This window comes from Tannerella sp. (genome assembly GCF_052170195.1).
Classification (GTDB): Bacteria; Bacteroidota; Bacteroidia; order Bacteroidales; family Tannerellaceae; genus Tannerella.
The window spans coordinates 1-22,495 of the sequence record NZ_JBQNAZ010000042.1; the positions used below are offsets into that span (position 1 = coordinate 1).

General features: G+C 45.5%; 15 protein-coding genes. 1 reads left to right on the top strand and 14 read right to left on the bottom strand.

The window, feature by feature from the left end:
• Positions 1-158: 158 nt before the first annotated feature.
• From ACTTKA_RS10010 to ACTTKA_RS10035, 6 genes are read right to left on the bottom strand one after another with little or no spacing between them, the layout of a single operon-like run.
• On the bottom strand, positions 159-1,619 hold the full coding sequence (locus tag ACTTKA_RS10010; protein WP_442724925.1) for a calcineurin-like phosphoesterase C-terminal domain-containing protein: 1,461 nt from the start codon (positions 1,617-1,619) through the stop codon (positions 159-161).
• A gap of 54 nt (positions 1,620-1,673) precedes the next feature.
• Positions 1,674-3,062, bottom strand: a complete 1,389-nt coding sequence (locus ACTTKA_RS10015) for an alpha amylase family protein (protein ID WP_442724934.1) — start codon at positions 3,060-3,062, stop codon at positions 1,674-1,676.
• A 59-nt stretch (positions 3,063-3,121) separates the two neighbouring features.
• Positions 3,122-4,753: a DUF5018 domain-containing protein gene (locus ACTTKA_RS10020; protein ID WP_442724926.1), complete on the bottom strand. Its 1,632-nt coding sequence runs from the start codon at positions 4,751-4,753 to the stop codon at positions 3,122-3,124.
• Positions 4,754-4,767: 14 nt separating this feature from the next.
• Positions 4,768-6,414, bottom strand: coding sequence for a RagB/SusD family nutrient uptake outer membrane protein (locus ACTTKA_RS10025; protein WP_442724927.1), 1,647 nt, complete (start codon positions 6,412-6,414; stop codon positions 4,768-4,770).
• Positions 6,415-6,426: 12 nt separating this feature from the next.
• Complete coding sequence (locus ACTTKA_RS10030; RefSeq protein ID WP_442724928.1) at positions 6,427-9,891, bottom strand: TonB-dependent receptor; 3,465 nt, start codon at positions 9,889-9,891, stop codon at positions 6,427-6,429.
• 47 nt (positions 9,892-9,938) lie between these two features.
• Positions 9,939-10,886 (bottom strand): FecR family protein, encoded by a 948-nt coding sequence (locus ACTTKA_RS10035; RefSeq protein ID WP_442714504.1) that lies wholly within the window; start codon positions 10,884-10,886, stop codon positions 9,939-9,941.
• A gap of 393 nt (positions 10,887-11,279) precedes the next feature.
• Between ACTTKA_RS10035 and ACTTKA_RS10040 the strand changes: the two genes are divergently transcribed.
• A complete protein-coding gene (locus ACTTKA_RS10040) occupies positions 11,280-13,592 on the top strand; it encodes a tetratricopeptide repeat protein (RefSeq protein ID WP_442724929.1) in 2,313 nt (770 codons plus the stop codon).
• Positions 13,593-14,137: 545 nt separating this feature from the next.
• Here the strand turns inward: ACTTKA_RS10040 and rplT are convergent.
• From rplT to ACTTKA_RS10080, 8 genes are all read right to left on the bottom strand, one after another.
• Positions 14,138-14,485, bottom strand: a complete 348-nt coding sequence (gene rplT, locus ACTTKA_RS10045; RefSeq protein WP_124750601.1) for a 50S ribosomal protein L20 — start codon at positions 14,483-14,485, stop codon at positions 14,138-14,140.
• 96 nt (positions 14,486-14,581) lie between these two features.
• Positions 14,582-14,779 carry a 50S ribosomal protein L35 gene (rpmI, locus tag ACTTKA_RS10050; RefSeq protein ID WP_014225682.1) on the bottom strand — a complete coding sequence of 66 codons (198 nt, stop codon included), beginning with the start codon at positions 14,777-14,779 and terminating at the stop codon, positions 14,582-14,584.
• 75 nt (positions 14,780-14,854) lie between these two features.
• Positions 14,855-15,460 (bottom strand): translation initiation factor IF-3, encoded by a 606-nt coding sequence (infC, locus tag ACTTKA_RS10055; protein ID WP_442724930.1) that lies wholly within the window; start codon positions 15,458-15,460, stop codon positions 14,855-14,857.
• Positions 15,461-15,506: 46 nt separating this feature from the next.
• Positions 15,507-17,465, bottom strand: a complete 1,959-nt coding sequence (gene thrS, locus ACTTKA_RS10060) for a threonine--tRNA ligase (RefSeq protein ID WP_442724931.1) — start codon at positions 17,463-17,465, stop codon at positions 15,507-15,509.
• Positions 17,466-17,637: 172 nt separating this feature from the next.
• On the bottom strand, positions 17,638-19,728 hold the full coding sequence (locus ACTTKA_RS10065; RefSeq protein WP_442724932.1) for a tetratricopeptide repeat protein: 2,091 nt from the start codon (positions 19,726-19,728) through the stop codon (positions 17,638-17,640).
• 9 nt (positions 19,729-19,737) lie between these two features.
• On the bottom strand, positions 19,738-20,295 hold the full coding sequence (gene def / locus ACTTKA_RS10070; protein WP_442714507.1) for a peptide deformylase: 558 nt from the start codon (positions 20,293-20,295) through the stop codon (positions 19,738-19,740).
• 12 nt (positions 20,296-20,307) lie between these two features.
• A complete protein-coding gene (gene ruvX, locus ACTTKA_RS10075) occupies positions 20,308-20,730 on the bottom strand; it encodes a Holliday junction resolvase RuvX (protein ID WP_442714508.1) in 423 nt (140 codons plus the stop codon).
• 1 nt (position 20,731) lies between these two features.
• A complete protein-coding gene (locus ACTTKA_RS10080; RefSeq protein WP_442724933.1) occupies positions 20,732-22,129 on the bottom strand; it encodes an undecaprenyl-phosphate glucose phosphotransferase in 1,398 nt (465 codons plus the stop codon).
• Positions 22,130-22,495 lie beyond the last annotated feature (366 nt).

The window sequence follows — 22,495 nt, forward strand, 5'->3', positions numbered from 1 at the left end:
ACTCAGTTTCCAGGACAAAAACAGCTGTTTGAATGCCGGATACTCAGTTTCCAGGGTAAAAACAGCTGTTTGAATGCCGGATACTCAGTTTCCTGAAACAGGATATCAGCCTTACCCGCGGTTTATTCCGCTTCGGCAGGATATGGCTCTTCCTTTGTTTACTTGTTTTTTGTCGGTTGTATACTTGTTTTATATTGGTTTCCGAATCGGTCGGTGGCTACGATTTCGACGGTCGATTGCCGCGAGGCGGGCGTCGCCCGAAACATGTGCGCCGTTTTAATCGGTGCAATCCATTTAAACCTCAGCCGGTCTTTGTCGGCACACATGGTCACGACTTCGGGATCAATACCGTCGAAACGGGTCATCTCGCCCTGAAGGTGTCCGTCCTCGTACCATTCGACCTTCCATCCGGCATCCCAGTTCCAGATGTTCACCGTCACGTCGTCGGGAAATTCCGTATTGGCTCCGACCGGAAAACCACGCATCTGATAGTCGCGCGGATGACCGGCGCTCTTGAAATACCACGTTACCCGATCGCCGTCGACCTCGTACACCCCGTAGCCGAGCGGCGTACCGTCGAGGCAATACGCTCCCTGCCACCACGTGCCGCAGATGGCCGCCGTGTTATGTTCGTACAGTTGCGGCGAGTGTACGATATTCTTATTGTAGTGCATGTGTCCGGTCAGGATATGCGCCTGATAGGGTTTCAAGAGTTCAAACAATCCCTGCGCGTTGATCGTTTGTCCGCCCATTTGCTCGTTCGAATACGTGAAGGGTTCGGGGTTCTCGGCCAGTCGCGCCGGAATATGCATCGCCACGAAGACGGTGCTTCCCGCAGGCACATGCGACAAGTCCTGCTCCAACCAGCGAAACATTTTTTCGGTGATATAGCCCATGTAGAAATGATCGCGGCCGATGTAAAAAACATTGTCGAGTACGATGTAATGTACTTTGCCACGGTTGAACGAATAGTAGGCCGGCCCGAAATGACGGGTATAGGTGGCTGTCGACAGTTCGTCGGTGCGGCCTCCGTAGTGCATGTCGTGGTTGCCCAATACGCGGTAGAAGGGGACTCCGACCTTGCTCAGTTCGTCGATATAACGCGAGTAAAGCTGCGGCTTGTCGCCCACGAGATCGCCGCAATCGATGCCGAACACATCACCCTGCCTGTACGCGTCGACGGTTTGCCGGCAATCGGCGACGATATCGACGTACGAGGCGAAATTCTCTTCGCTGAAAAACTGCGGATCGGCATGTACGACGAGCAAATGACGCTGATCATCCTTCGGATTCCGGCGGAGGGAAAAGTCATGCCGTTGCGGTTTCGCGCGGTCGATCGCCCGATAGAACCGTGGAATACCCGCACTGTCGGGAGGCAGATACCCCGCCGGCGTCGATACATAGACGAACTCGGCCGTCGGATCGGTCGCGGGCAACACGTAACGCCCTTCGCGATCGGTCGTCACACACGTTTGTCCGTCGGTAACGACAACGTTCGACACGCCTTTTCCTTCACATGTCACACGGCCTTCGACGGCCGCCTGCGCCGAGGCTTCCGGAGCGTTCCATCCTCCGCCAAACACGACGCACCCTAATACATACACAAAAAATCGTTTCATACGTTTCTGCTTTTCTTGAAAATAAATTTTGATCGTAATAAAAAAAGTGTTCTGCTACTTACTGCTGTTTCCGGTAGCCAACCGGATACCCTCTTTGGCATAGTTCCACTGATTGGCCAGTTTCAGATGGATCATATCGAAAAGGAAATATCCGTCGCAAGCGTCCATGCAAGCTTTGACGGACTTCACAATGGCCTCGTTTTCCTGCGCGGGCGTAGCTATATTTTTCAGGTCCCAGTTGCCCACATCGGGACCACCGGCCACCATCGGACAATCCTTTCGGATTCTCTCTTTCGCCAAACGGCAGAATCCTTCCATCGTCCACTCCGTACTTCCATAGACCTTGAGCGGCGAGGCGTAAGCTCCGATCAGCATCTGATCCATCAAGTCGGCATACCCGTACTTGCGGTATTCGGCCGAAGCCCAACGGTAATCGGAAGCGGAATATTTCTTGCTCGCCCAGTTGACACCCACTTCGTAATAAATAGAGTACCATCCGCCGACATATACGCCGAACTTCACCTTCGGATTCGTGTCTTTAACCGCTTTACGGGCTTTCGCCATAAAATCGTGCATCACTTTAGCACGGAATTCAAGCCATTTCTTAAAATAAGGGGGATAAGACGTCATCTTGTTTATATCGACCATCGTAGCGCCTTTAGGCAATATATCGTCGGGGAAATTGTTTACTTGCTTTCCGATATAAGCCTCGAATTGTTTGCGCGTCAGATCGGAGAAATCGGACTGAATACCGTCGAAGCGTCCCCGGTCGAGGAAAATCCCGTCCAAATCGTATTGAGCAAGGTCTTTCAGCAAGGCGCACAAGTAGTCTTGCACTTCGGGGTTTACGGGATTAAAAAATTTGGTGTTTCGCTGACCGTTATTCAAAGTATTCGTAATACCGGAAGCGAGATTCTCGGAGGTTGCCCAGTTCTTTTTCGAGGCATCGCGAAAGAGGATACCTTCCGCTCCCAGCGAGTTACTGTTGCCGCCGGTCATGGTGTTGAACCCGGCATGAACCTTTAATCCCAGCCGATGGCCTTCGTCGATAAAAACCTGAAGATAGTCCCACGTTGCCTTCCGTTCGATTTTCGTATACGTACCTTTCACCCAAGCTCCCAGCCAACTAACCGGTTTGGAACCGGGCACGGAAGAACGAAAGAGAAGGTCTCCGCTGGTCGGACGCACATCCACGACCACGTCGGTAAAACCGGCGTCTTTGGCAAGCGCCAGATCACGGGCAATGTTCTCCTTGCTGTCGGCAAAATCGGGGAAATTGGCGGCCGCATCGATCCAGATAAAGCGGGGCTTCTCCGAAGCCGGCGTGACATCGGGTGTGTCCGGTTTTTTCGGCCATTCCCAGGGCAATTCTTTCTTTTTTTCTCCACAGGCGGAAAGAAACGCAAAAATAAGCAGTAATAAATAAGCGTATGGATATTTCATCATAAAACATAAAAAAGGAAAGGGCATTGAATCCCCTTCCCCGTAAAAACAATTTATAATTACATCAGTTTACTTACATCGATACAATCGAACTCATAAGCGTCTACTCCTCCATTGGTACCGAAGAGATACAACACCATTTTCAATCCGTCTTCAGAAACTTTCAGATGAATGTCTGCCGTTGAGTTTGCGTTGTTGTCGGTCGGCAACGAAGGTGATTTATATACGAGCGCATTATCTCCTCCGATACTCGAAGGAACCGTCACATCGAAAATGAAACCGGTTGCGTTCGCTGCATAGAATTGACTGCCTAAAGCAAGGTAAGCAGCTCCGTTAAATACCACTAAATCGAGTGCATGGTTCACATGATTATCTATTCCCAGACCGGTTAAGTTTGCCCCGGTATTCAGCGTTCCATCTGCATTGAAGAACCCGACGGCATTCACAGGACCGTAACCGGCAATAAACAAACCTTTGTTCAAATCTTTCTCTATAGCGGCCATATCGGCGACAAAGTTCCATTTAATCTTCGTCTCATCGGCCGTGTACACCTGCGGTTCCTGCGACTTCAATACGCCACCGGTTACCGTCCAGTAAAGAACATTGCTCGACTTATCGGCAGGAGCGAAAATGATCGCATCTCCATCCAGACTTCCGGTAACAGACATTCGGCGTCCCGATACGGGAGCATTTTTGAATTCAATGTACTTCTCCGGATTGGCGGTATCTTTTATTCTGTAGATCGTCAACGTTCCTCCGGCTTTGTTGTTGTAATTCGAGATAAGCAAATTATCATGATCATCATTCGTAATAAAGAAGTTCCCCAAACTGGATTTGAAAGGCAACGAAATAGCACCTACCTTTTTGCCCGTGAAACGGTCGACATACGTCAAATCGGAATTCCGTGTATTGATAAACACATATTTGGAAGATACGGCGATGCCGGTACTCCAGTGATTACCTTGATTAATCCCGATATCGGAAAGACGAATGCTGAACAGTTGTTTGGCACTTTCTTTACGCAATCCGTACGGAATCTTATCGGGAATAAGAATTTGCACCGTATATTTCTGTGTCGATCCATCATGAGCCGTTACGGTATATTCCACCGGTTTACTGAAATCCTGCGGCAACGACGGATCGGGAGAAACCGTAGCATGTGCCGATACCTTGATGGTCGGTACCATGTTCGAAAGATCCAATCCTCCGGAAATAAGTCCGATCATTTTCTTATCTTCGAAAATAATCCCTTGTATTCCTTTGGAAAGCGAAAACTCGGTGATCATTTTCTTGGAACTCTTCCGACGTTCTCCTTTGACCGTCAGTCTGGCTTTCGATCCATTCGGCGAAATAACGGTAATCTGATGTTCCTTCGTCAAATCAAAGATACCGCCTAATCCCGGTTCTACGGTCACATTATTCGGTAAAGAAGCATACAGCTTCATCTTCGTCAGATCCGTCTCGTTGTTGCTGTCTTCGGGATAGAACCAGGGAACAACAAATGTCAACACATCTCCGTCGTTATAAGGAGCGGCTTTCTCGGGATAAAAGTCTCCCGACCCATCGGAGAATTTAACATTAAATCCGTGTGCTCCGGCCGAAGATTCATCCATCACCAACTCCTCGGGAGTTTGGCAGCCTGTTAATGATAAGGCTATGCTGCACAATATGCTAAAATAAATATTTTTCATCTTTCTTTCTGTTTTTATTTCCATTCATCTAATTGCTGAATAGCCGAATTGTTGGCAAGTTCGGCAGAAGGTATGGGAAACGACTTTTGAAGTCTTTCGGTATATTTTCTTACCTGATCGTCTACAACCACATACTGATAACTGAACGAATCTCCGGCCTTTTCTATTTTCAACCCATGAAAACGCACGTTGTTAAGCTCCGTCATGGCTCTGTTCCACCGGCGAAGATCCCAATAATATTGTCCTTCAAAAGCCAGTTCTACTTTTCGTTCATGACGTACAGCCTGCATTAAAGCATCGCCGGTTTTGGCACTCCAGGGCAGACTTACACGTTTCCTTACGGCAGTAAGCGCTTGATTAGCCGTTGCCGCGTCTTTCAACTCGGCCGCAGCCTCCGCCAAATTCAAGTACACTTCGGCCAGACGAATTTCGATCCAGGGTTGTGTGCTGAGGTTTTTTTCCACATCCGTATTTTTTTCATCCAGATTTTTTCTCAAGAAATACCCGGTAACGGTATGTCCGTTCGACGCCGAAGCAGAGCCATAGTCCTGAAAGCCGTCGGCACCTCCCACAAAAGCTTCAATTTTACGACCTTTCCAGGAAGCGCCATTGTAGAGTATGGAAGCTTTGAAACGAGGCTCCAACAGTTCGTATGGCGGTGTTTCGGTTGTTTTGGAACGCCATTTACTCCAATCGGGCTTTCCTCCGGTTGCCAGTTCATATTCTTCCACCATTTCCTGCGTAGGACCCGCCAAAGCCCCCAGTCCGGCATAATCGCCTCCGGGCACGTAGTTCTTGTCGAAGTTATGCGTTGGGGCAGGGGAAACATAGCGGAAATACAGGATCGCTTCCTTGTTTCCCTGCTCGTAGCTCGCAAAAGCTTTTCGATATTCAGGATTGAGTTCGTACACAAGCCCCCCTTTATCATCTTTCAAATCGATACATTCCTGAGCGGCTGTTTTGGCCTTATCCCACCGCTGGGCATAAAGCATCACTCTTGATTTAAACGCCAAAGCCATTCCTTTCGTCAGGCGTCCCGATTCGGCAGCCGGACGAGTAACCGGCAGAGAAGCGATGGCTTCATTCAGATCCTTTTCGATGAAATCCCATCCATCGGCTTCCGATGCTCTCGGATTGTCTTTGTGAGAAGTCGGCTTATCTAATAAAATGACGCTCTTATGGCGCTTCATCAATTGGAAATAAAGATAAGACCTGAAGAAACGCAACTGTCCTTCATAATCTTTTTTCTTCTCGTCTGGAAATTTGGCAAATTCATTTAATCCCAACAAGGCCTCATTGACACGGCGCACTCTTTCGTAAGCATCGTTCCAAACACCGAGCGAGTTCTGGTCGGGCGTGATGCGTTCGGGGTAGTACGCGTAAAGATTAGGCGTACCTACTCCCGCAACATTTCCGGCATATTTGAGTTGGTCGGTAAGACCATCGGTCAGCAGGGTTGCGCCGAACTGTCCGTTTCCAAAGTTTCCGTAAGTTCCTATATAAGTATAAAACCCATTTAAATAAAGGGTGGCATTTTTTTCACTTTCCCACGTGAACTTATTCGAATATTTATTGGTAGGCGTAGGATCTAAAAAGTCCTGACAGCCGACAAAAAGAATAAAGCCGAATAACAAGATCGTATGATAAAATTTATTTTTCATAATTTGCTTATTTTAGAAAGTAATGTTTAATCCGATACTGTACGTTTTCTGTTGAGGATAATACCCGTTGTTTACATCGGGAGCCTCCGGATCGATATACGGCATGTGACTTAATGTAAACAAGTTCGATCCTGAAACATAAAGGCGCAAATTATCAGCCCCTATCTTCTGTATCATCCTTCTAGGGATGCTGTACCCTAATTGAACACTTTTGAGACGCACATAGGAACCGTCGATAAGCCATAGCGTATTGGCGTATCCGTTGTTGTCGGGTTCGAGTGTCAGACGCGGATATTTGGCATTCGGGTTATCCGGCCGCCATGCGCCTTCCATCAGGTAAACGGGAGAGTTTCCGCCTCCGTAGAAAGGACGTGTAAACTGCGTGTTATCCCAACCTACTCCGTAGTAGGATCCCATCAACGCGACATCCGACATCGCTCCGCCCTGAAACAGTGCCGAGAAGTCGAATCCTCTCCAGTCGGCCCCCAGATTCAAACCGGCAATCAGTTCGGGATAGTTGCTTTTGCCGATAAACGTACGGTCTTGATCGTACGTAATTTTTCCATCCCCATTGAGGTCTTTATACTTGATGTCTCCCGGACGGGTCGGTTTACCTGCCACAACGGCCGAATTGGCAATCTCTTCTTCGCTTTGGAACAGACCCAACGCGATAAAACCTTCTTTTTGTCCGACGGTACGTCCGTTATTCTTCTGCCAATAAGGGATATTCGGGCTTTGGTCCCATTTGATTATTTTACTCCGAGCCCAGCTCACATTGGCTCTGATTCGGTAGTTGAAGTCATTGATGCGATTATTATGAGAGAGCGTCAATTCAAACCCGCGGCTATCTACAATCCCTTCATTCACGTAGATGGGGTAATACTTTCCGACAGAAGGCGGATAAGAAGAAGGCTTGCGCAGAATATTGGAAGTCACTTTATAAAACGCGTCGAATTCTACGCCAAGTTTGCCCCCCCAAAACATGGACTCGAGTCCGAAGTTATAGGTGGTAGCTACTTCCCACAGCATATCGGGACTTGCTACGACATCGGTCATCAATGCCCTCTGAGGAGTTTCTCCGAAGATAACCGATGCGTTTTCCGAAATAAACTTCATGTAGCTCAGGTAAGAGAACGGATCCACCGCCGCATCATTCCCCAATTTACCGTATGAAGCCTTTATTTTCAGATCATCGACAAAAGAGAGGTTCGAGTTGTTTTTGAAGAAATCTTCGTTCGAGATTCTCCATCCCAAAGAGAGCGCGGGGAAAAAGTCCCAGCGTTTATTCTTCGCAAATTTATACGATCCGTCATAGCGACCCGACAGTTCGGCCAGATACTTCTGTTTGTAGGCATACGTAATACGTCCGACATAGCCAGCCCGAGGAGATGTTTTGCTTTCTCCGCCAAACCCTTTTCCGATATCGCTGATCTTATTCATCAGGTCGAGCTCTTCCAAACCGAGAATATCCAGATCAATCCCGGATACATGAAATTTATTGAATCTTCTGTCGGAATGTTCATAAAGGAACAATCCCGTCACATCGTGATCGCCGAACGTATTGGCATAGTTGATCGAATATTGGCCGGTAAACCGGGATGCTCTTCCCATCGACTCGGTCAGAGAAGGTCTTGAGATGGCCTGAAAATTATTTTTAGTGTAAAATTTATCCGTATGCAATTGGGTAATATCTGCCCCCATCAACTCATACGTATTCTTAAAATTCTTTCCGTACGTATAGTCATGGTCGTAGCTTAACATCGCCTTGATATGCAAGCCTCTTATATGGGGGATATTCCATTTCAAAGAGAGGTTGCTTTGCAAAACCGCCATGGTCGTATTGTTGTATCCCGATAAATCTCTTGCCGCAATCGGGTTCATTGGTATCGGATTCACTTTCGAACCGGTAGGAACGCCTTCGTATTCTTTCGGAAGGAAGGGTAAAGCCTTCACCGCTTGCCTAAGGATACTGTAACTATGAGCGCTTCCTTTGATTCCGCCACCTTGTCCTGCGTCTAAAGCCGGAGCTTTTCTTTCTTCCAGCCGGGCACCAATATCTAACGATAGAGACAGGTTTTTCGTGATATTGGCGTCTACATTGCTACGAATGTTATAGCGTTCGAAATCGAAATTCTTGATATTTCCCTTCTGATTATAATATCCGGCCATAACGTAGTACTTCACATTTTCATTTCCTCCGTTTACGGCAATATTATGATGTTGGGTATGTCCTGTCTGGAAAATCTCATCCAGCCAATTCGTATTTCCCAGTTTACCGCTCGGATCTCCATTTCTCATTTTATTTACGTCATCTTCCGTAAACAGAGGATCTCTTCCGTCCATTTCACGGGCTTTGTTATAGTAATACGCATATTGAGGCCCATCAAGGAATTTTGGGAAAGCGGTATTTTCGTTGGACGAAAAACTCGTCGAATACGTGATTTTAGTCTTCTGAGCAACACCTTTTCTTGTAGTAACCAAGATGACTCCATTAGCTGCCTGCATTCCATATACCGCTGCTGCCGAAGCATCTTTCAGAATGGTAACAGACTCAATTTCGTAAGGGTCAAGTTGATTATACGAACGCTGCACCCCGTCGACCAAAATAATCGGAGCATTGTTTCCGGTCGTTGAAAATCCTCTTACCAAGATGCTGGCATCGTCGCTACCCGGCTGCCCCGAAACCTGCGTAGAAGTAATACCCGGCAAACGCCCGGTAAGCATCGAGGAGATGTTCGATACCGGATTCTTTAACAGCTCTTTTCCCTGAATCTGTACGACAGACCCTGTAACGCTCACTTTCTTCTGCGTGCCGTAACCGACTACGACCACTTCGTCCAAGAGTTTAGTATCGTCTTCCAGCACAATAGAAAAGTCTTTACGGTTTCTGACCATAATTTCCTGTGTCACGTAGCCGATGTACGAGATCTGAAGAACAGCCTTCTCCGGAACCTCGAGCGAAAAACGCCCGTCGACATCGGTGATCACGCCGTGGCCTGTGCCTTTCTCCACGACATTGGCTCCGATCACCGGCCGCTCTTCGGCATCAACCACTTTTCCGCTGATACGTCGCGAGGCCTGAGTAACCGATTGTTTAGCGGCTTCTTGTTTGTCTTTCGAAAGGACGATATAAGAACCGTCGATTCGATACTTGATACCGGAATTGCCGAACAATTCCTGCAATGTCTCCCGAATTCCCTGCTGACGTACATTGAGGGAATACTCGCGCTTGATGTCTACATCGCCCGAGTAAATGAACAAATAGCCGGACTGAGATTCGATTTCATGAATAATCTGTTCGAGACGAACGTTGTTTTTCTCAAGCGAGACTTTGTTCTCCTGCTCCGACAATACGCCGGCATGTATACTACCGGAAGCCAGTAAAAACGATAGCACAAACATGTTCGTACATCGGAACAAGTTTCTGAATAAAGGATTCCGTTTATCCGGATTCTTTGATAAATGTTTTTTTGCCATATTGTTAAATGTTTTTTATGATGGAATTAGATATTTAGCATGAATTTTCAGTGAATGTAAATGACCGACTCGGATTCGTCACGTTCAAACACATAACGCTCTTCTTGTTGGAGCAGGCGCAATATATTTTCCATTCCGTCCGATACGCGGAACTTACCGCTGAAAACCTTCCGCCTGATCCGGTCGTTTTCGATCCGGACAGTAATGCCGTAACATTTTTCGAGGCGAGACATCAGTTCTTCAAAGGGAGTGTTCCGGAAGCAAAGCAGCCCTTCACGCCAACGGTAACTTTCATACTCATCGATCGCCGTCACCGACAGCCGCCCATCTGTTTCGACAGCCTTTTGATTCGGTGCCAGCCTGATGGAATGAAGCGGATCGTCCGCAACCGTAATTTCAACAGCTCCCTCCATCAAAGCCGTAGAGAATGATCTCGAGTCAGTATACGACTCGACATTAAACTTCGTGCCCAGCACGTTGATATCGTAGCGTTCGGTATGCACGACAAAAGGATGGCGGGCATCGTGGGCGACCTCGAAATAAGCTTCGCCGTTCAGCTCTACCTCGCGAACGTCGTCCGAAAAATACGATGGATAGGTAATAACCGAACGGGCATTGAGCCACACGTTCGTACCGTCCGGCAGACGAAGATTCGCGCGTTGCCCGGCCGGAACGGTAAGCGTATGCCTTTCCGATCTGACTTCGTTCATCTTCGCCGAGTAAACCGAGAAAGCTATTCCAGCAATGACAGCCGCCACAGCAGCAATTTTCAGCAGCTCTACTCCTATCCTGCGATAAACTCTCCGTTGTTTTTCAGCACGCAGGATAGATGTTTCCTCTTCATTTTTTGACAAGATCAGCGCGTCGAAAAAAGCACGTTCGGATATCAGCTCCTTCATGTGTTCCTCCGATTCGGCCAGCCATTCCTTGACCGACTGTACCTCTTCGGACGTAGCCGTTCCGTCGAAAAAACTATGTAACGTTTCGCGTTTCATTCATTATCGTTTGTATATAAAGCAAACGTTTAGGCATAAACCCTAAATAAAACCGGAAAAATCTTCCGATTTCTCTCTTTTTATACATAATCTAAATGCGCGCGGAAAGAGAAAACGTAATTTAGTAAACAAGTCGAATAGATTGTAATTTTCTATGGGACTTATGGTGTTAAAAATTACTTTATCTGTAACGAGAGTGAGAAAGTCTTAGACTTTTGGAGATAGTCATATAAACAAAAATGGTAACATGATGGTCAAGTAGATACACTATAAAATTAACAAGAAACCAATATATAAGCTCAATTTTACATTCCAAAAGTTTTTTCTTACATTTGTAACAAAAAAACATTTATTATTTTATACCCACAATTTAAAACACAAACATCTATAAATATGACCCTTACATTATGCGAGTATGCATTAAAAGCAGCGATTAAAATCGGCTTGAATATCCACAGTTTTCATCGTTCTGAAGTCGATGAGCAGATCCGATCCGCTTTCGAATATGCCATAAACGATTGGTCAAAACACGATGTGGCAACAACCACACGAATCAACCTAACCCAAGCATTAGAAGCCTATGCCCAAAGTCCCGCTTCATTCGAGGCGGAGGATCAAGAAATACGAGATTTTATTGCCCGTTTTGAGAAACGACTTGCTGAATCCAAACATCAAGCAGCTTACAACTACTTGACCCAATTGGAGAATAGAGAGCAACATGCAGAAATCATAGAAGCTATCAAAGCAAGAGGCATTGATCCACGGGATATTGAGAACTACTTAAAGCGACTGCCAATCAAAGATGGTCAAGCAAAAGCAGAACAGGCCATAGAAGATTTATACCACAATCGAGAGATAGAACTTTCTTTACGCGAGACATTGCAAATCATAGTCCGAAATCTGTTCGAACACTCGGCCGAGTTATTACATGTAATAGAGGAGTTGAAGAAAAGTGGAAAAACTCTATTAGCCGATACTTTAGAATCCATCCGGCAAGTAGTGATCGGCAGAAGCGACAATAGCCTCACACGGATTTACGAAGAGTATGAAGAAAAAAGGAATGAAGAGGCTATTAAGGTTTTAAGGGAGCTAATCGAAGCAGCCAAGACCAAGTTTTCATTTGACGAGGCTTGCAATTTCTATGAGAAGCTGATCGCGATTGAACGATCTCTCAAAAACCTCTTCGGCTATGCCCACCTGCTATATTCTCTTAATGACTTCACCAAAGCCAAACAATATTATGAAGAAATCTTAGTTACCTATAGAGCAATCGCAACGAAAAATCCTCAGGCCTATAATCCGGACTTGGCCATGACATTGAACAATCTGGGGGCCTTATTCCACAAACACAATGAGCCGAAGCAAGCAAAAGACTGTTATCAAGAGGCCTTGAAGATATACAGAGCACTCGCAAAGAAAAATCCTCAGGCCTATAATCCCTACTTGGCCTTAACATTGAACAATCTAGGTCTATTATACAGCAATAACAATGAGCTAAAGCAAGCGAAAGACTGCCATCAAGAGGCCTTGGTGATAAGAAGAGAACTCGTAAAAAAAAGTCCTCAGGCCTACAATCAAGACTTGGCTATGACATTAAACAATCTGGGTCTCTTACTCAGAAAAAAGAACGAGATAGAACGAGCCAAAGACTGTTATCAAAAGGCCTTGGAGATAAGAAGAGAACTCGCAAAGAAAAATCCTCAGGCCTATAATCCGGACTTGGCCATGACATTGAACAATCTGGGGGCCTTATTCCACAAACACAATGAGCCGAAGCAAGCAAAAGACTGTTATCAAGAGGCCTTGGAGATAAGAAGATATCTCGCAAAGAAAAATCCTCAGGCCTATAATCCCTACTTGGCCTCAACATTGAACAATCTGGGTCTCTTACTCAGCAATAACAATGAGATAAAACAAGCAAAAGACTGTTATCAAGAGGCCTTGAAGATATACAGAGATCTCGCAAAGAAAAATCTTCAGGCTTATAATCCGGACTTGGCCATGACATTGAACAATCTGGCAAACTTACTTAGCAATAACAACGAAATAAAGCAAGCCCAAATCTATTATCAAGAGGCCTTGGATATAAGAGGAGATCTCGCAAAGAAAAATCCTCAGGCCTATAATCCGGATTTGGCTGGGACATTGAACAATCTGGCAAACTTACTCAGCAATAACAATGAGATAAAACAAGCAAAAGACTGTTATCAAGAGGCCTTGAAGATATACAGATATCTCGCAAAGAAAAATCCTCAGGCCTATAATCCAGATTTGGCCATGACATTGAACAATCTGGGGGCCTTATTCCACAAACACAATGAGCCGAAGCAAGCCAAAGACTGTTTTCAAGAGGCCTTGGAGATATACAGAGTACTCGCAAAGAAAAATCCTCAGGCCTATAATCCGGATTTGGCCATGACATTGAATAATCTGGCTGTTTTATACTACCAAATCAATAATCGAAAAGAGGCAGAACAGGCATATAAAGAAGCCCTTGCGATAAGAGAAATATTGGTGAAAAACAATCCATCAGCCTATGAAATAGACTATGCGCAGATACTGTTTTTTGGAATAGTTTGTTTAGGTAAAAGCCCAAAGCCTATACAACAAATAAAGGCAACACTACAGAAATACCCTAACAACAGTCAAGCAATAGCCTTACTTAAAGCAATAAAAAGCTGGGAAGAAGAGAATCTATATACGTGATAGAACAAATAAACAAGAATACGCCACTCAATAGTCGTCCAAAAGTATAGAAGAGCACCCGCACCTCATTCTCGCTCGGATTTTACGTACATACGGATGCGCGAAAATTTTCGTCCGTATATAAATTTCGTTACATACGGACGCGCGTAAACTTACATACGGATGTAAATTTATTTTCTCCCGTATATAAATTTTGCTGCATACGGACGTACGTGTTTTCGCGTCTTTTCAACTTATACCTGCTTGATCTACTAAGTGCATTTCCGAGTAGTTTTGGCACTTTGCCTCTTCTTGCAGCCTTATCCATACCCTCAGCCTTATATCAAGTGTCTCTTCGTCAGGTCGGATGTTTGCCGCCGGCTTCTTTGAGATTACACTCGCAATGGACACCCTTGCCCTTGGCTATGTGATTCCCGCTATTAGGGCTCACTCGGGACTTCCCCCCGTTAGAGAATGTTCATCATGACAATCAAACAAAAAAAGGGTGTACCGTTTTGGGCACACCCTCTCTTCATTACAAAATAGACTAAGAGTAATGTCGCATGTTATTTGGCGATTTTGTTGACCACAGCCTTGAAAGCTTCAGGATGATTCACGGCCAAATCGGCCAGCACCTTACGGTTGATTTCGATCCCTGCTTCGCGCAATCCCCCCATCAGGCGAGAATACGACAAACCTTCCAGACGTGCGGCAGCGTTGATACGCTGTATCCACAATGCGCGGAAATTACGTTTCTTGTTACGACGGTCGCGGAAAGCATAGGTTAACCCTTTTTCCCACGTATTTTTAGCAACTGTCCATACGTTTTTACGAGCTCCATAATACCCTCTCGTAAGTTTCAGAATCCGTTTTCTTTTTGCTCTTGAAGCAACATGATTTACTGATCTTGGCATAATTTTGAATTTTTGAATGTCAGCGCCACCTTTTCAGATGATCTTGGGAGCTAAACATTCGGTTAATAAAATAATGAATAATCTCTTGCTCCTGATTTATTTCATGCAAAGCATTTCCTTCACACTACGTACATTCGCACTGTCTACCAAACCGGTCGCGGTCAAGTTTCGTTTTTGCTTTTTCGTCTTTTTCGTCAGAATATGACTCTTAAAAGCATGTTTTCTTTTGATTTTCCCTGTTCCGGTAAGGGCGAACCTCTTTTTGGCACCGGAATTAGTCTTCATCTTTGGCATAACTCTTTTTTAAATTGTTAAGTTGTTAATATAAATATGTAAATACAAGTTTATCTTACTTTTTTTTCAAACGGATTACTCTTTGGAGGCCGTTTCGGCAGGTTTTGACGGAGGCGTAGTTCCTGTCACCTTGGTTGAGGCCTGCTTTGCCGAGCTACTGCTCTTCTTCGGGCTGAGCATGATCGTCATACGCTTTCCTTCCAGTACCGGCATCTGCTCTAATTTTCCGTATTCCTCCAAATCGTTGGCAAACCGTAACAGAAGCACTTCACCCTGTTCCTTGAAAAGAATGGAGCGTCCCTTGAAAAACACATAAGCTTTTACTTTGGCTCCTTCTCCCAAAAACTCTTTGGCGTGACGCAACTTGAAATTGTAATCGTGGTCGTCTGTTTGCGGCCCAAACCGAATCTCTTTCACGACAATTCTCACCGATTTTGCCTTCTGTTCTTTCTGTCGCTTCTTTTGTTGATAGAGAAACTTCTGATAATCGGTGATTCTACATACCGGAGGATCGGCGTTCGGTGAAATCTCTACTAAATCCATCTCTTGGGCTTCGGCGATCTGTAAAGCCCTCTCAATAGGATATACCCCTTGAGTTACATTATCACCGACTAAGCGAACTTCGGGCACCCGAATACGTTCATTAATCCGGTATTGCTCCTTCAGTCTGTCGTTTTTCATCTTCTTTTGATTGTCCAAATAATAAAAATCCTCCTTTTCTATTGTATCAATTTCTTTGTTCTTTCTCCCACCGGTTCATCATATCGCCTACTTCGGCAGTGATTTGCGCGGCAAAGGTAGCAATTTTCATCGTACCCTGATCGCCTTCTCCTTGTTTTCTTATCGATATTTCGTTATTTTCTTGTTCTTTCTCGCCAACAATCAGCATGTAAGGGATTCGTTTCAGCTCATTGTCACGGATTTTCCGACCGATCTTTTCATTACGGTCGTCTACGAGCACACGGATATCGTGCTGTTCCAATTCTCTGGCAACCTGATGCGCATAGTCATTAAAGCGCTCTCCGATAGGCAGTACTACCACCTGGTCGGGTGTCAGCCACAACGGGAATTTACCTCCCGTATGCTCAATCAAGACAGCCACAAAGCGTTCGATCGATCCGAAAGGAGCACGGTGAATCATAACCGGACGGTGCTTCTGATTGTCGTCGCCCGTATATTCCAGTTCAAAACGCTCGGGTAAGTTATAATCTACCTGTATAGTACCTAACTGCCAGCGGCGACCGATGGCATCTTTTACCATAAAGTCGAGCTTCGGGCCATAGAAAGCGGCCTCTCCCAGTTCCACTTTCGCAGGTAAGCCTTTTTCTTCGCAAGCCTCGATAATGGCACGTTCGGCTTTTTCCCAGTTCTCGTCCGAACCAATATATTTTTCTCTATTTTCCGGATCGCGCAACGATATCTGTGCTTCGAAATTCTCGAAGTCGAGCGCTTTGAAAATAATAAAGATGATATCCATTACTTTCAAAAACTCATCCTTCAACTGATCCGGGCGACAGAAGATATGGGCATCATCCTGCGTGAATCCGCGCACCCTTGTCAGACCGTGCAATTCACCGCTCTGTTCGTAACGATAAACCGTACCAAATTCTGCCAGACGTAATGGCAGGTCTTTGTAAGAATGCTGAGTGATTTTATAAATTTCGCAATGATGCGGACAGTTCATCGGTTTCAGCAAAAATTCTTCACCTTCCTGCGGCGTGTGGATAGGCTGAAACGAGTCTTTGCCATATTTGGCATAATGTCCGGAAGTTACATATAATAATTTACCTCCGATATGCGGGGTCATGACCTGCTGATATCCATACTTTTTCTGGATACGTTTCAAGAAATCTTCGAGCCTGAGGCGTAACTGGGTACCACGCGGTAACCACAACGGCAAACCCGAACCGACAGCAGACGAGAAAGCAAACAATTCCAACTCATGCCCTATTTTACGATGATCGCGCTTCTTCGCTTCTTCCATCATCGTTAGATATTCATCGAGCATCTTTTTCTTGGGGAACGTGATCCCGTAGAGACGCACGAGTTGCTTCCGTTTTTCGTCGCCACGCCAATACGCGCCGGCGACACTTGTTATTTTAACAGCCTTGATATACGATGTATTAGGCAGGTGCGGCCCCCGACACAAATCGGTAAACGTACCTTGTGTATAGGTCGATATCTGTCCATCTTCCAGCTCACTGATAAGCTCCGTCTTGTAGACTTCTCCGCGATCGCCGAACATTTTCATAGCGTCTTCCTTCGAGATGCTTGCCCGCTGAATCTCTTCTCCTTTGCCGGCCAGCTCCATCATTTTGGCCTCGATCTTCGCAAAATCGCTATCGGTGATGACATTGTCTCCCAAATCAACATCGTAATAAAATCCGTTTTCGATAGCCGGCCCGATGCCAAACTTAACGTTCGGATAGAGTTGTTGTAGAGCCTCGGCCATCAGGTGAGCGCTCGAATGCCAGTAAGCATGCTTACCGTCTTCATCATCCCACTTCAAAAGCTGTATCGCCGTGTCGTGCATAAGCGGACGCGTTAAATCCCACACTTCTCCGTTTACTTTGGCAGCCAATACTTCCTGTGCCAGACGAGGGCTGATATTTTTTGCAATCTCCATCGGAGTCGTACCTTCTGCAAATTCCTTTACAGACTGATCCGGAAATGTAATTTTTATCATTGTTTTTTACTGAAAATCTGAAATTAGGGCACAAAGGTAACTATTTTTTGCAGAATCTTTAATTTCCCGCCTTCAAAAAATTTTTCACGCCCGATTTTACCGCATTTTCCACCCTCTTCTCATCACAGGAATACCTGTTATAAACCTACTGATCATGAATCAACACGCCAATTCACTGGTTAACCGTCATGCGCTTGATGATGCTGTAAGCATTCAGAATACCAAGTTCACCGGCCTTGCTCAGGTCGGCAATACCTTGCGTAGCATCACCTTGCGAGAGCCTTGCGAGGCCACGATTGAAATATGCTTCGGCAAATTCGGGATCGCGCAGGATAGCCTCGTTATAGTCGGCAATAGCCGCACGAAAATCACGCTGGGCACAGCGCAAGTTACCGCGATTGTAATATGAATAAATGAAGCCGGGAGCTTGCCGGATGACAATGTCATAGTCTCGGATAATCATTTCGTGTTCATAGCTTTTCGCCTCTTCTTTCAATCGGCCTTGTGGCAGATCGTTTACCGCATTTTCATTCATGGCGGGAGTTTTGCTACTGCCGAATTGAACGTTTATGGTTCGGGTACTTGCCTGTTCATCCGTATGACCCTGCGACAGATTATACACCATCTGCTTGTAACGAACGGAAGCTCGATTGAAATAAGCCAAAGTATAAGACGGATCCAGTTCAATGACTTTATCGAAATTACGAATAGCTTCCGCAAAATCCTGCACGAGCATGAAATCGATGGCGCGTCCGAAGTAGTTATCAGGATTATTAGGTTCTCTCTCTATTTTAGCAGAATACTCGTTGATGGAAGCAAAGTGCATGGCAATTTGATCCTCGGTCAAAGCTGCCTCATTGTTTGTCAGTAACAGTTTCCATGCCAGCACCATGCGTGCATTAAATTGCTCGACCGTCTTATCGTAATAGACAGACTCCTGTACTTCGCTGTTTTTTTCGTAATACGTCAGGATAAACTGTGGTTCGAGGTCGACATGTACGTTGCGGTCCTGTACCCTGCCACGTATTTCGCTCTGGTACTTATTTTTCTGTTCATCTTTCTTATCGTAAACGACCAACCGATTAAACTTGTCGATATTCTTGTCGGACTCTTCACGCGTATTCGTTTCTTTTTCGGTGCTTCCGGATGTCTCCCCACCGGGCTTATGGCCCTGACGCTTATCTTGCTCCAGCTTCATAGCCATGAGGTAATCCCGATCGGCGCCGCTCAAATCGTTCAGTTTTCGTTTGGCTTCGGCACGACTGTAATAGCCGGGCAAGAAATTGGGATATTGCTTCAACACCACGTTGATATCTCGTACGGCTCCTCTGTAATCACCCACTTCATGATTCAGCAGGGCGCGGTTGTAATAGGCCATATAATTATCCGGCTCCTGCTCGAGCACGACGTCGAAATCTTCAATCGCCCGGTTATTGTCTCCTACTTGCGCACGCAGCAGACCGCGATTAAAACGGGCAATCAAGTTTCTGTTGTCCATATCAATCACTTGATCATAGTCGGCCATAGCCCCTCGCAAATCATTCATCTGATAACGAACGAGTCCACGGTTAATGTAGTAGCCACTCTCACGTGTATTCAGGCGGATGGCTTCGTTCAAGTCAGCTAAGGCATCCTTGAAACGACCTGTCTGATAGAGTACGATCGCCCGATTCCCATAACATGGAGCATGATATGGGTCAATTTCTATCGCTTTGTCGTAATCGTTTAGCGCAAGCGCTGTATCTCCTTTCTCCAGATACATGGCACCGCGCGTCAGATAGCCGAGCGAATATTTGGGATGAGCGCGGATCAAATCTTCGAAAACATGTTCCGCATCGCTAAAATCCTTTTTCTGCACATAAGCAATCGCCTTGTTCGACATCATCGGTCGATCGCCGGGTTTAAACTCCAGTCCTTTATTATAGTCTTCAATCGCTTCATCATACATTTCAAGGCTCTGACGGGCAATGCCACGCGCGTAATAAGCCTGCGCCAAAAACGGATTTCGCGCAAGGCTTAACGAACAGTCCTCCTCCGCACCTTTGAAATCGTCCAGATTCAGCTTCGCCACGGCTCTGTAGAAATAAGGCTCAGCCAGCCACGGTTTAGCTTTGATGACCTGATTGAAGTACTGAATTGACAGCACATAATCCTCAAAATAAAGCGCGTTTCTGCCGATGGCCATCACCCGATCGGTATTGACCTGTGCTTGGGTCGTGATCATGCAGGACAGAAAAAGAAAGAAGGCGAACGTTCGTTTCATCTCATCTCATTATTTCTTCAGCGGTTTGATACGGTAGGAGCACGACGTCGTTCCCTTGATGATGTTATTCAGTTTACCCTTGTTGAGTTGCCGGCGAATCGCCGATATATTATCGATAAACACGTGCCCTTGCAGATGTTCGTACTCGTGCAAAACGATCCGTGCGGCAAACCCCTCGAGGCTCTCCTCCTGCGGCTCAAAATGTTCGTTCATATACCTTACTTTGATTTTTTCCGGACGGGTTACTTTCTCATGAACACCCGGAAAGCTCAGGCAACCCTCTTCGAACGTCACTGTTTCGTGGCTCTCTTCGATAATCTCCGGATTGATCAGAACCCGTTTAAAATCTTTGCATTCGATACGATCGTTAGCTACCGGTGTTCCGTCAATCACAACAAGACAGATAGACCGGCCGATCTGCGGTGCAGCCAGCCCCACACCATCGGCATGATACATGGTTTCGAACATATCGGCAATCAACTTTTTCAGATCGGGATAGTCTTTATCTATCGGTTTTGTCGGCTCTCTCAATACGGGTTGTCCGTATGTATAAATCGGCAATATCATAATATTCTGTTTTTAACCTTTATTTCTTAATCTTTCGAGAAATCCCTGCAAAATCAGGACGGCGCTAATTTCATCGACCAGTCCTTTGTCCTGACGTTTTTTCTTCTTCAAACCTCCGTCAATCATCGCTCGCTGAGCCATGACCGACGTAAAACGCTCGTCATAATACTCTACCGGAATAGCAGGAAGTATTTTCGTGAGTTGAGCCACGAAGGCTTCTACACGCTTCATGTTCTCCGAAGGTTCGTTATTCATCTGTTTCGGATAACCGACAACAATCAACTCGACCGGCTCCTGTGACGCATACCGGGCAATGTACCCTGCCACTTCGCTGCTGGGAAGAGAGGTCAGTCCGTTAGCAATCAACTTCAGGGTATCGGTAACAGCCAGTCCGGTACGTTTCTGTCCATAATCAACAGCCAAAATCCTTCCCATATCAGTAGGCATTTTTTTCGCCTCGGAACATATTGAAGACTGTCACAAAAATAATTTTCAAGTCCAGGAAGAACGACCAGTTTTCGATATACCATACATCGCGCTTCACACGTCCTTCCATTTGTTCCAACGTTTTCGTTTCTCCGCGGTATCCTGTAATCTGCGCCCAACCGGTAATGCCCGGTTTAACAAGGTGACGCACCATATACTTATCGATCAGTTTGGAATATTGTTCCGTATGTTTGAGCATATGAGGACGCGGCCCTACGACCGACATATCACCAAACAAGACATTAAGAAACTGAGGCATTTCATCCAAGTTAGTTCTCCGAAGAAAACTTCCGATTTTCGTGGTACGCGGATCGTTTTTAACAGCTTGCACCAAATCGGCGTCTTTATTTACTTTCATTGTCCGAAATTTGTAACAGTCGAACTCTTTACCGTATATGCCGGTGCGTTTCTGCTTAAACAAGATCGGTCCGGGAGAACTTAATTTGATCAACAAACCAATTACGATATAAAGCACCGGATAAAGAAAGACAAGCACGAGTGTGGAAAAGATGATATCGAAAGTTCGTTTAACCGCTCGATTCGAGACCGATTGCAAAGGTTCATTACGGATCGAGAGCAAAGGGATAAACTCCATGATCTCCATCACCATACTTTTTTTAATATCGCGGTAAAACTCCGGAACGATATAGAAACGAATCATATGCTTCTCGGCAAAGAGCAGCAAATTCGATATCTTGTCACTGCTCGACCCGGGGATCGTACAATAAATTTCATGCACTTTATGCTCCGAAACAAAATCGTTCATCGCTTCGATTCGTCCTAAATAATTAGGCAGGATCTCTTTCAGTGCCGTATTATCGTCGAAGAAGCCCAGAACGTTGAATCCGTACGCCAAATCATCTCGAAGCACGTTATAAAGTTCCATCCCGTTTTTTCCGGCTCCGATAATAATGATATTCTTGGCATTATACCCTTTTCGACGATAGATTTTAACAAAGATACGCATCAGAATCCGCCATAAAGACAGACCTAACAGCACAGAAACGTAGTAGAGAAAGAGGAAAATGACCAATGAACTACCTACCTTCAAGAATGTCAGACACGTGCAGAACAGAAATGTTTGAAACGTAACAAGGGTAAACGAGCGCTGTACGACATTATCCAGAAACACGATGGAGAGATGTATTTTGATCGGTACGAAGTACAAGGCAAAGAAATAGCAAAAATTAAGCAGCAATATCACTTCTTTAAAACTGTGGGCAATAGGCTGGGTATATACCGGTTCGAGGGCATAGTAAATGCCGAAAAACAAGGCGTTTAATATGATTAAATCGCCCACACCAATCAACCACTGAAGAAAATATCCTTGTTTCGAACTTTGTTCCATCTCGTTTTAAGAATTGACAAAGGTAGCGAATATTTCAGAGTTAAAAAAACGATCGGTAGCTTTTTCCCGGGATGTATATTCCAATCGTAAGTGTCACACATCGATAAGCAAAAACAAAATAGCACACATATTGCGGATCGAAAAATTCAGCTACCTCTATCCTCACTTTCGGTATATCACACGAATAAGAATCGGATTCTGTATTGTGATTGATGGTTCTCTCAACAACATGCTATGCTTTTTTTCGACTTAGCAACTATCATTCCGAAAGCCCGGTTCGGATGTGTTTGTATATAATTGTCATTTTTTGCTACCTTTCCTCTAAAAGGTATTTTTGAGATTCCGTACACTGTTGCACGGCAGCTT

What these genes read in the sequence shown, in the direction of transcription:
- ACTTKA_RS10010 (WP_442724925.1), bottom strand. Translation starts at nt 1,619, where the DNA reads ATGAAACGATTTTTTGTGTATGTATTAGGGTGCGTCGTGTTTGGCGGA.
- ACTTKA_RS10015 (WP_442724934.1), bottom strand. Translation starts at nt 3,062, where the DNA reads ATGAAATATCCATACGCTTATTTATTACTGCTTATTTTTGCGTTTCTT.
- ACTTKA_RS10020 (WP_442724926.1), bottom strand. Translation starts at nt 4,753, where the DNA reads ATGAAAAATATTTATTTTAGCATATTGTGCAGCATAGCCTTATCATTA.
- ACTTKA_RS10025 (WP_442724927.1), bottom strand. Translation starts at nt 6,414, where the DNA reads ATGAAAAATAAATTTTATCATACGATCTTGTTATTCGGCTTTATTCTT.
- ACTTKA_RS10030 (WP_442724928.1), bottom strand. Translation starts at nt 9,891, where the DNA reads ATGGCAAAAAAACATTTATCAAAGAATCCGGATAAACGGAATCCTTTA.
- ACTTKA_RS10035 (WP_442714504.1), bottom strand. Translation starts at nt 10,886, where the DNA reads ATGAAACGCGAAACGTTACATAGTTTTTTCGACGGAACGGCTACGTCC.
- ACTTKA_RS10040 (WP_442724929.1), top strand. Translation starts at nt 11,280, where the DNA reads ATGACCCTTACATTATGCGAGTATGCATTAAAAGCAGCGATTAAAATC.
- rplT (WP_124750601.1), bottom strand. Translation starts at nt 14,485, where the DNA reads ATGCCAAGATCAGTAAATCATGTTGCTTCAAGAGCAAAAAGAAAACGG.
- rpmI (WP_014225682.1), bottom strand. Translation starts at nt 14,779, where the DNA reads ATGCCAAAGATGAAGACTAATTCCGGTGCCAAAAAGAGGTTCGCCCTT.
- infC (WP_442724930.1), bottom strand. Translation starts at nt 15,460, where the DNA reads ATGAAAAACGACAGACTGAAGGAGCAATACCGGATTAATGAACGTATT.
- thrS (WP_442724931.1), bottom strand. Translation starts at nt 17,465, where the DNA reads ATGATAAAAATTACATTTCCGGATCAGTCTGTAAAGGAATTTGCAGAA.
- ACTTKA_RS10065 (WP_442724932.1), bottom strand. Translation starts at nt 19,728, where the DNA reads ATGAAACGAACGTTCGCCTTCTTTCTTTTTCTGTCCTGCATGATCACG.
- def (WP_442714507.1), bottom strand. Translation starts at nt 20,295, where the DNA reads ATGATATTGCCGATTTATACATACGGACAACCCGTATTGAGAGAGCCG.
- ruvX (WP_442714508.1), bottom strand. Translation starts at nt 20,730, where the DNA reads ATGGGAAGGATTTTGGCTGTTGATTATGGACAGAAACGTACCGGACTG.
- ACTTKA_RS10080 (WP_442724933.1), bottom strand. Translation starts at nt 22,129, where the DNA reads ATGGAACAAAGTTCGAAACAAGGATATTTTCTTCAGTGGTTGATTGGT.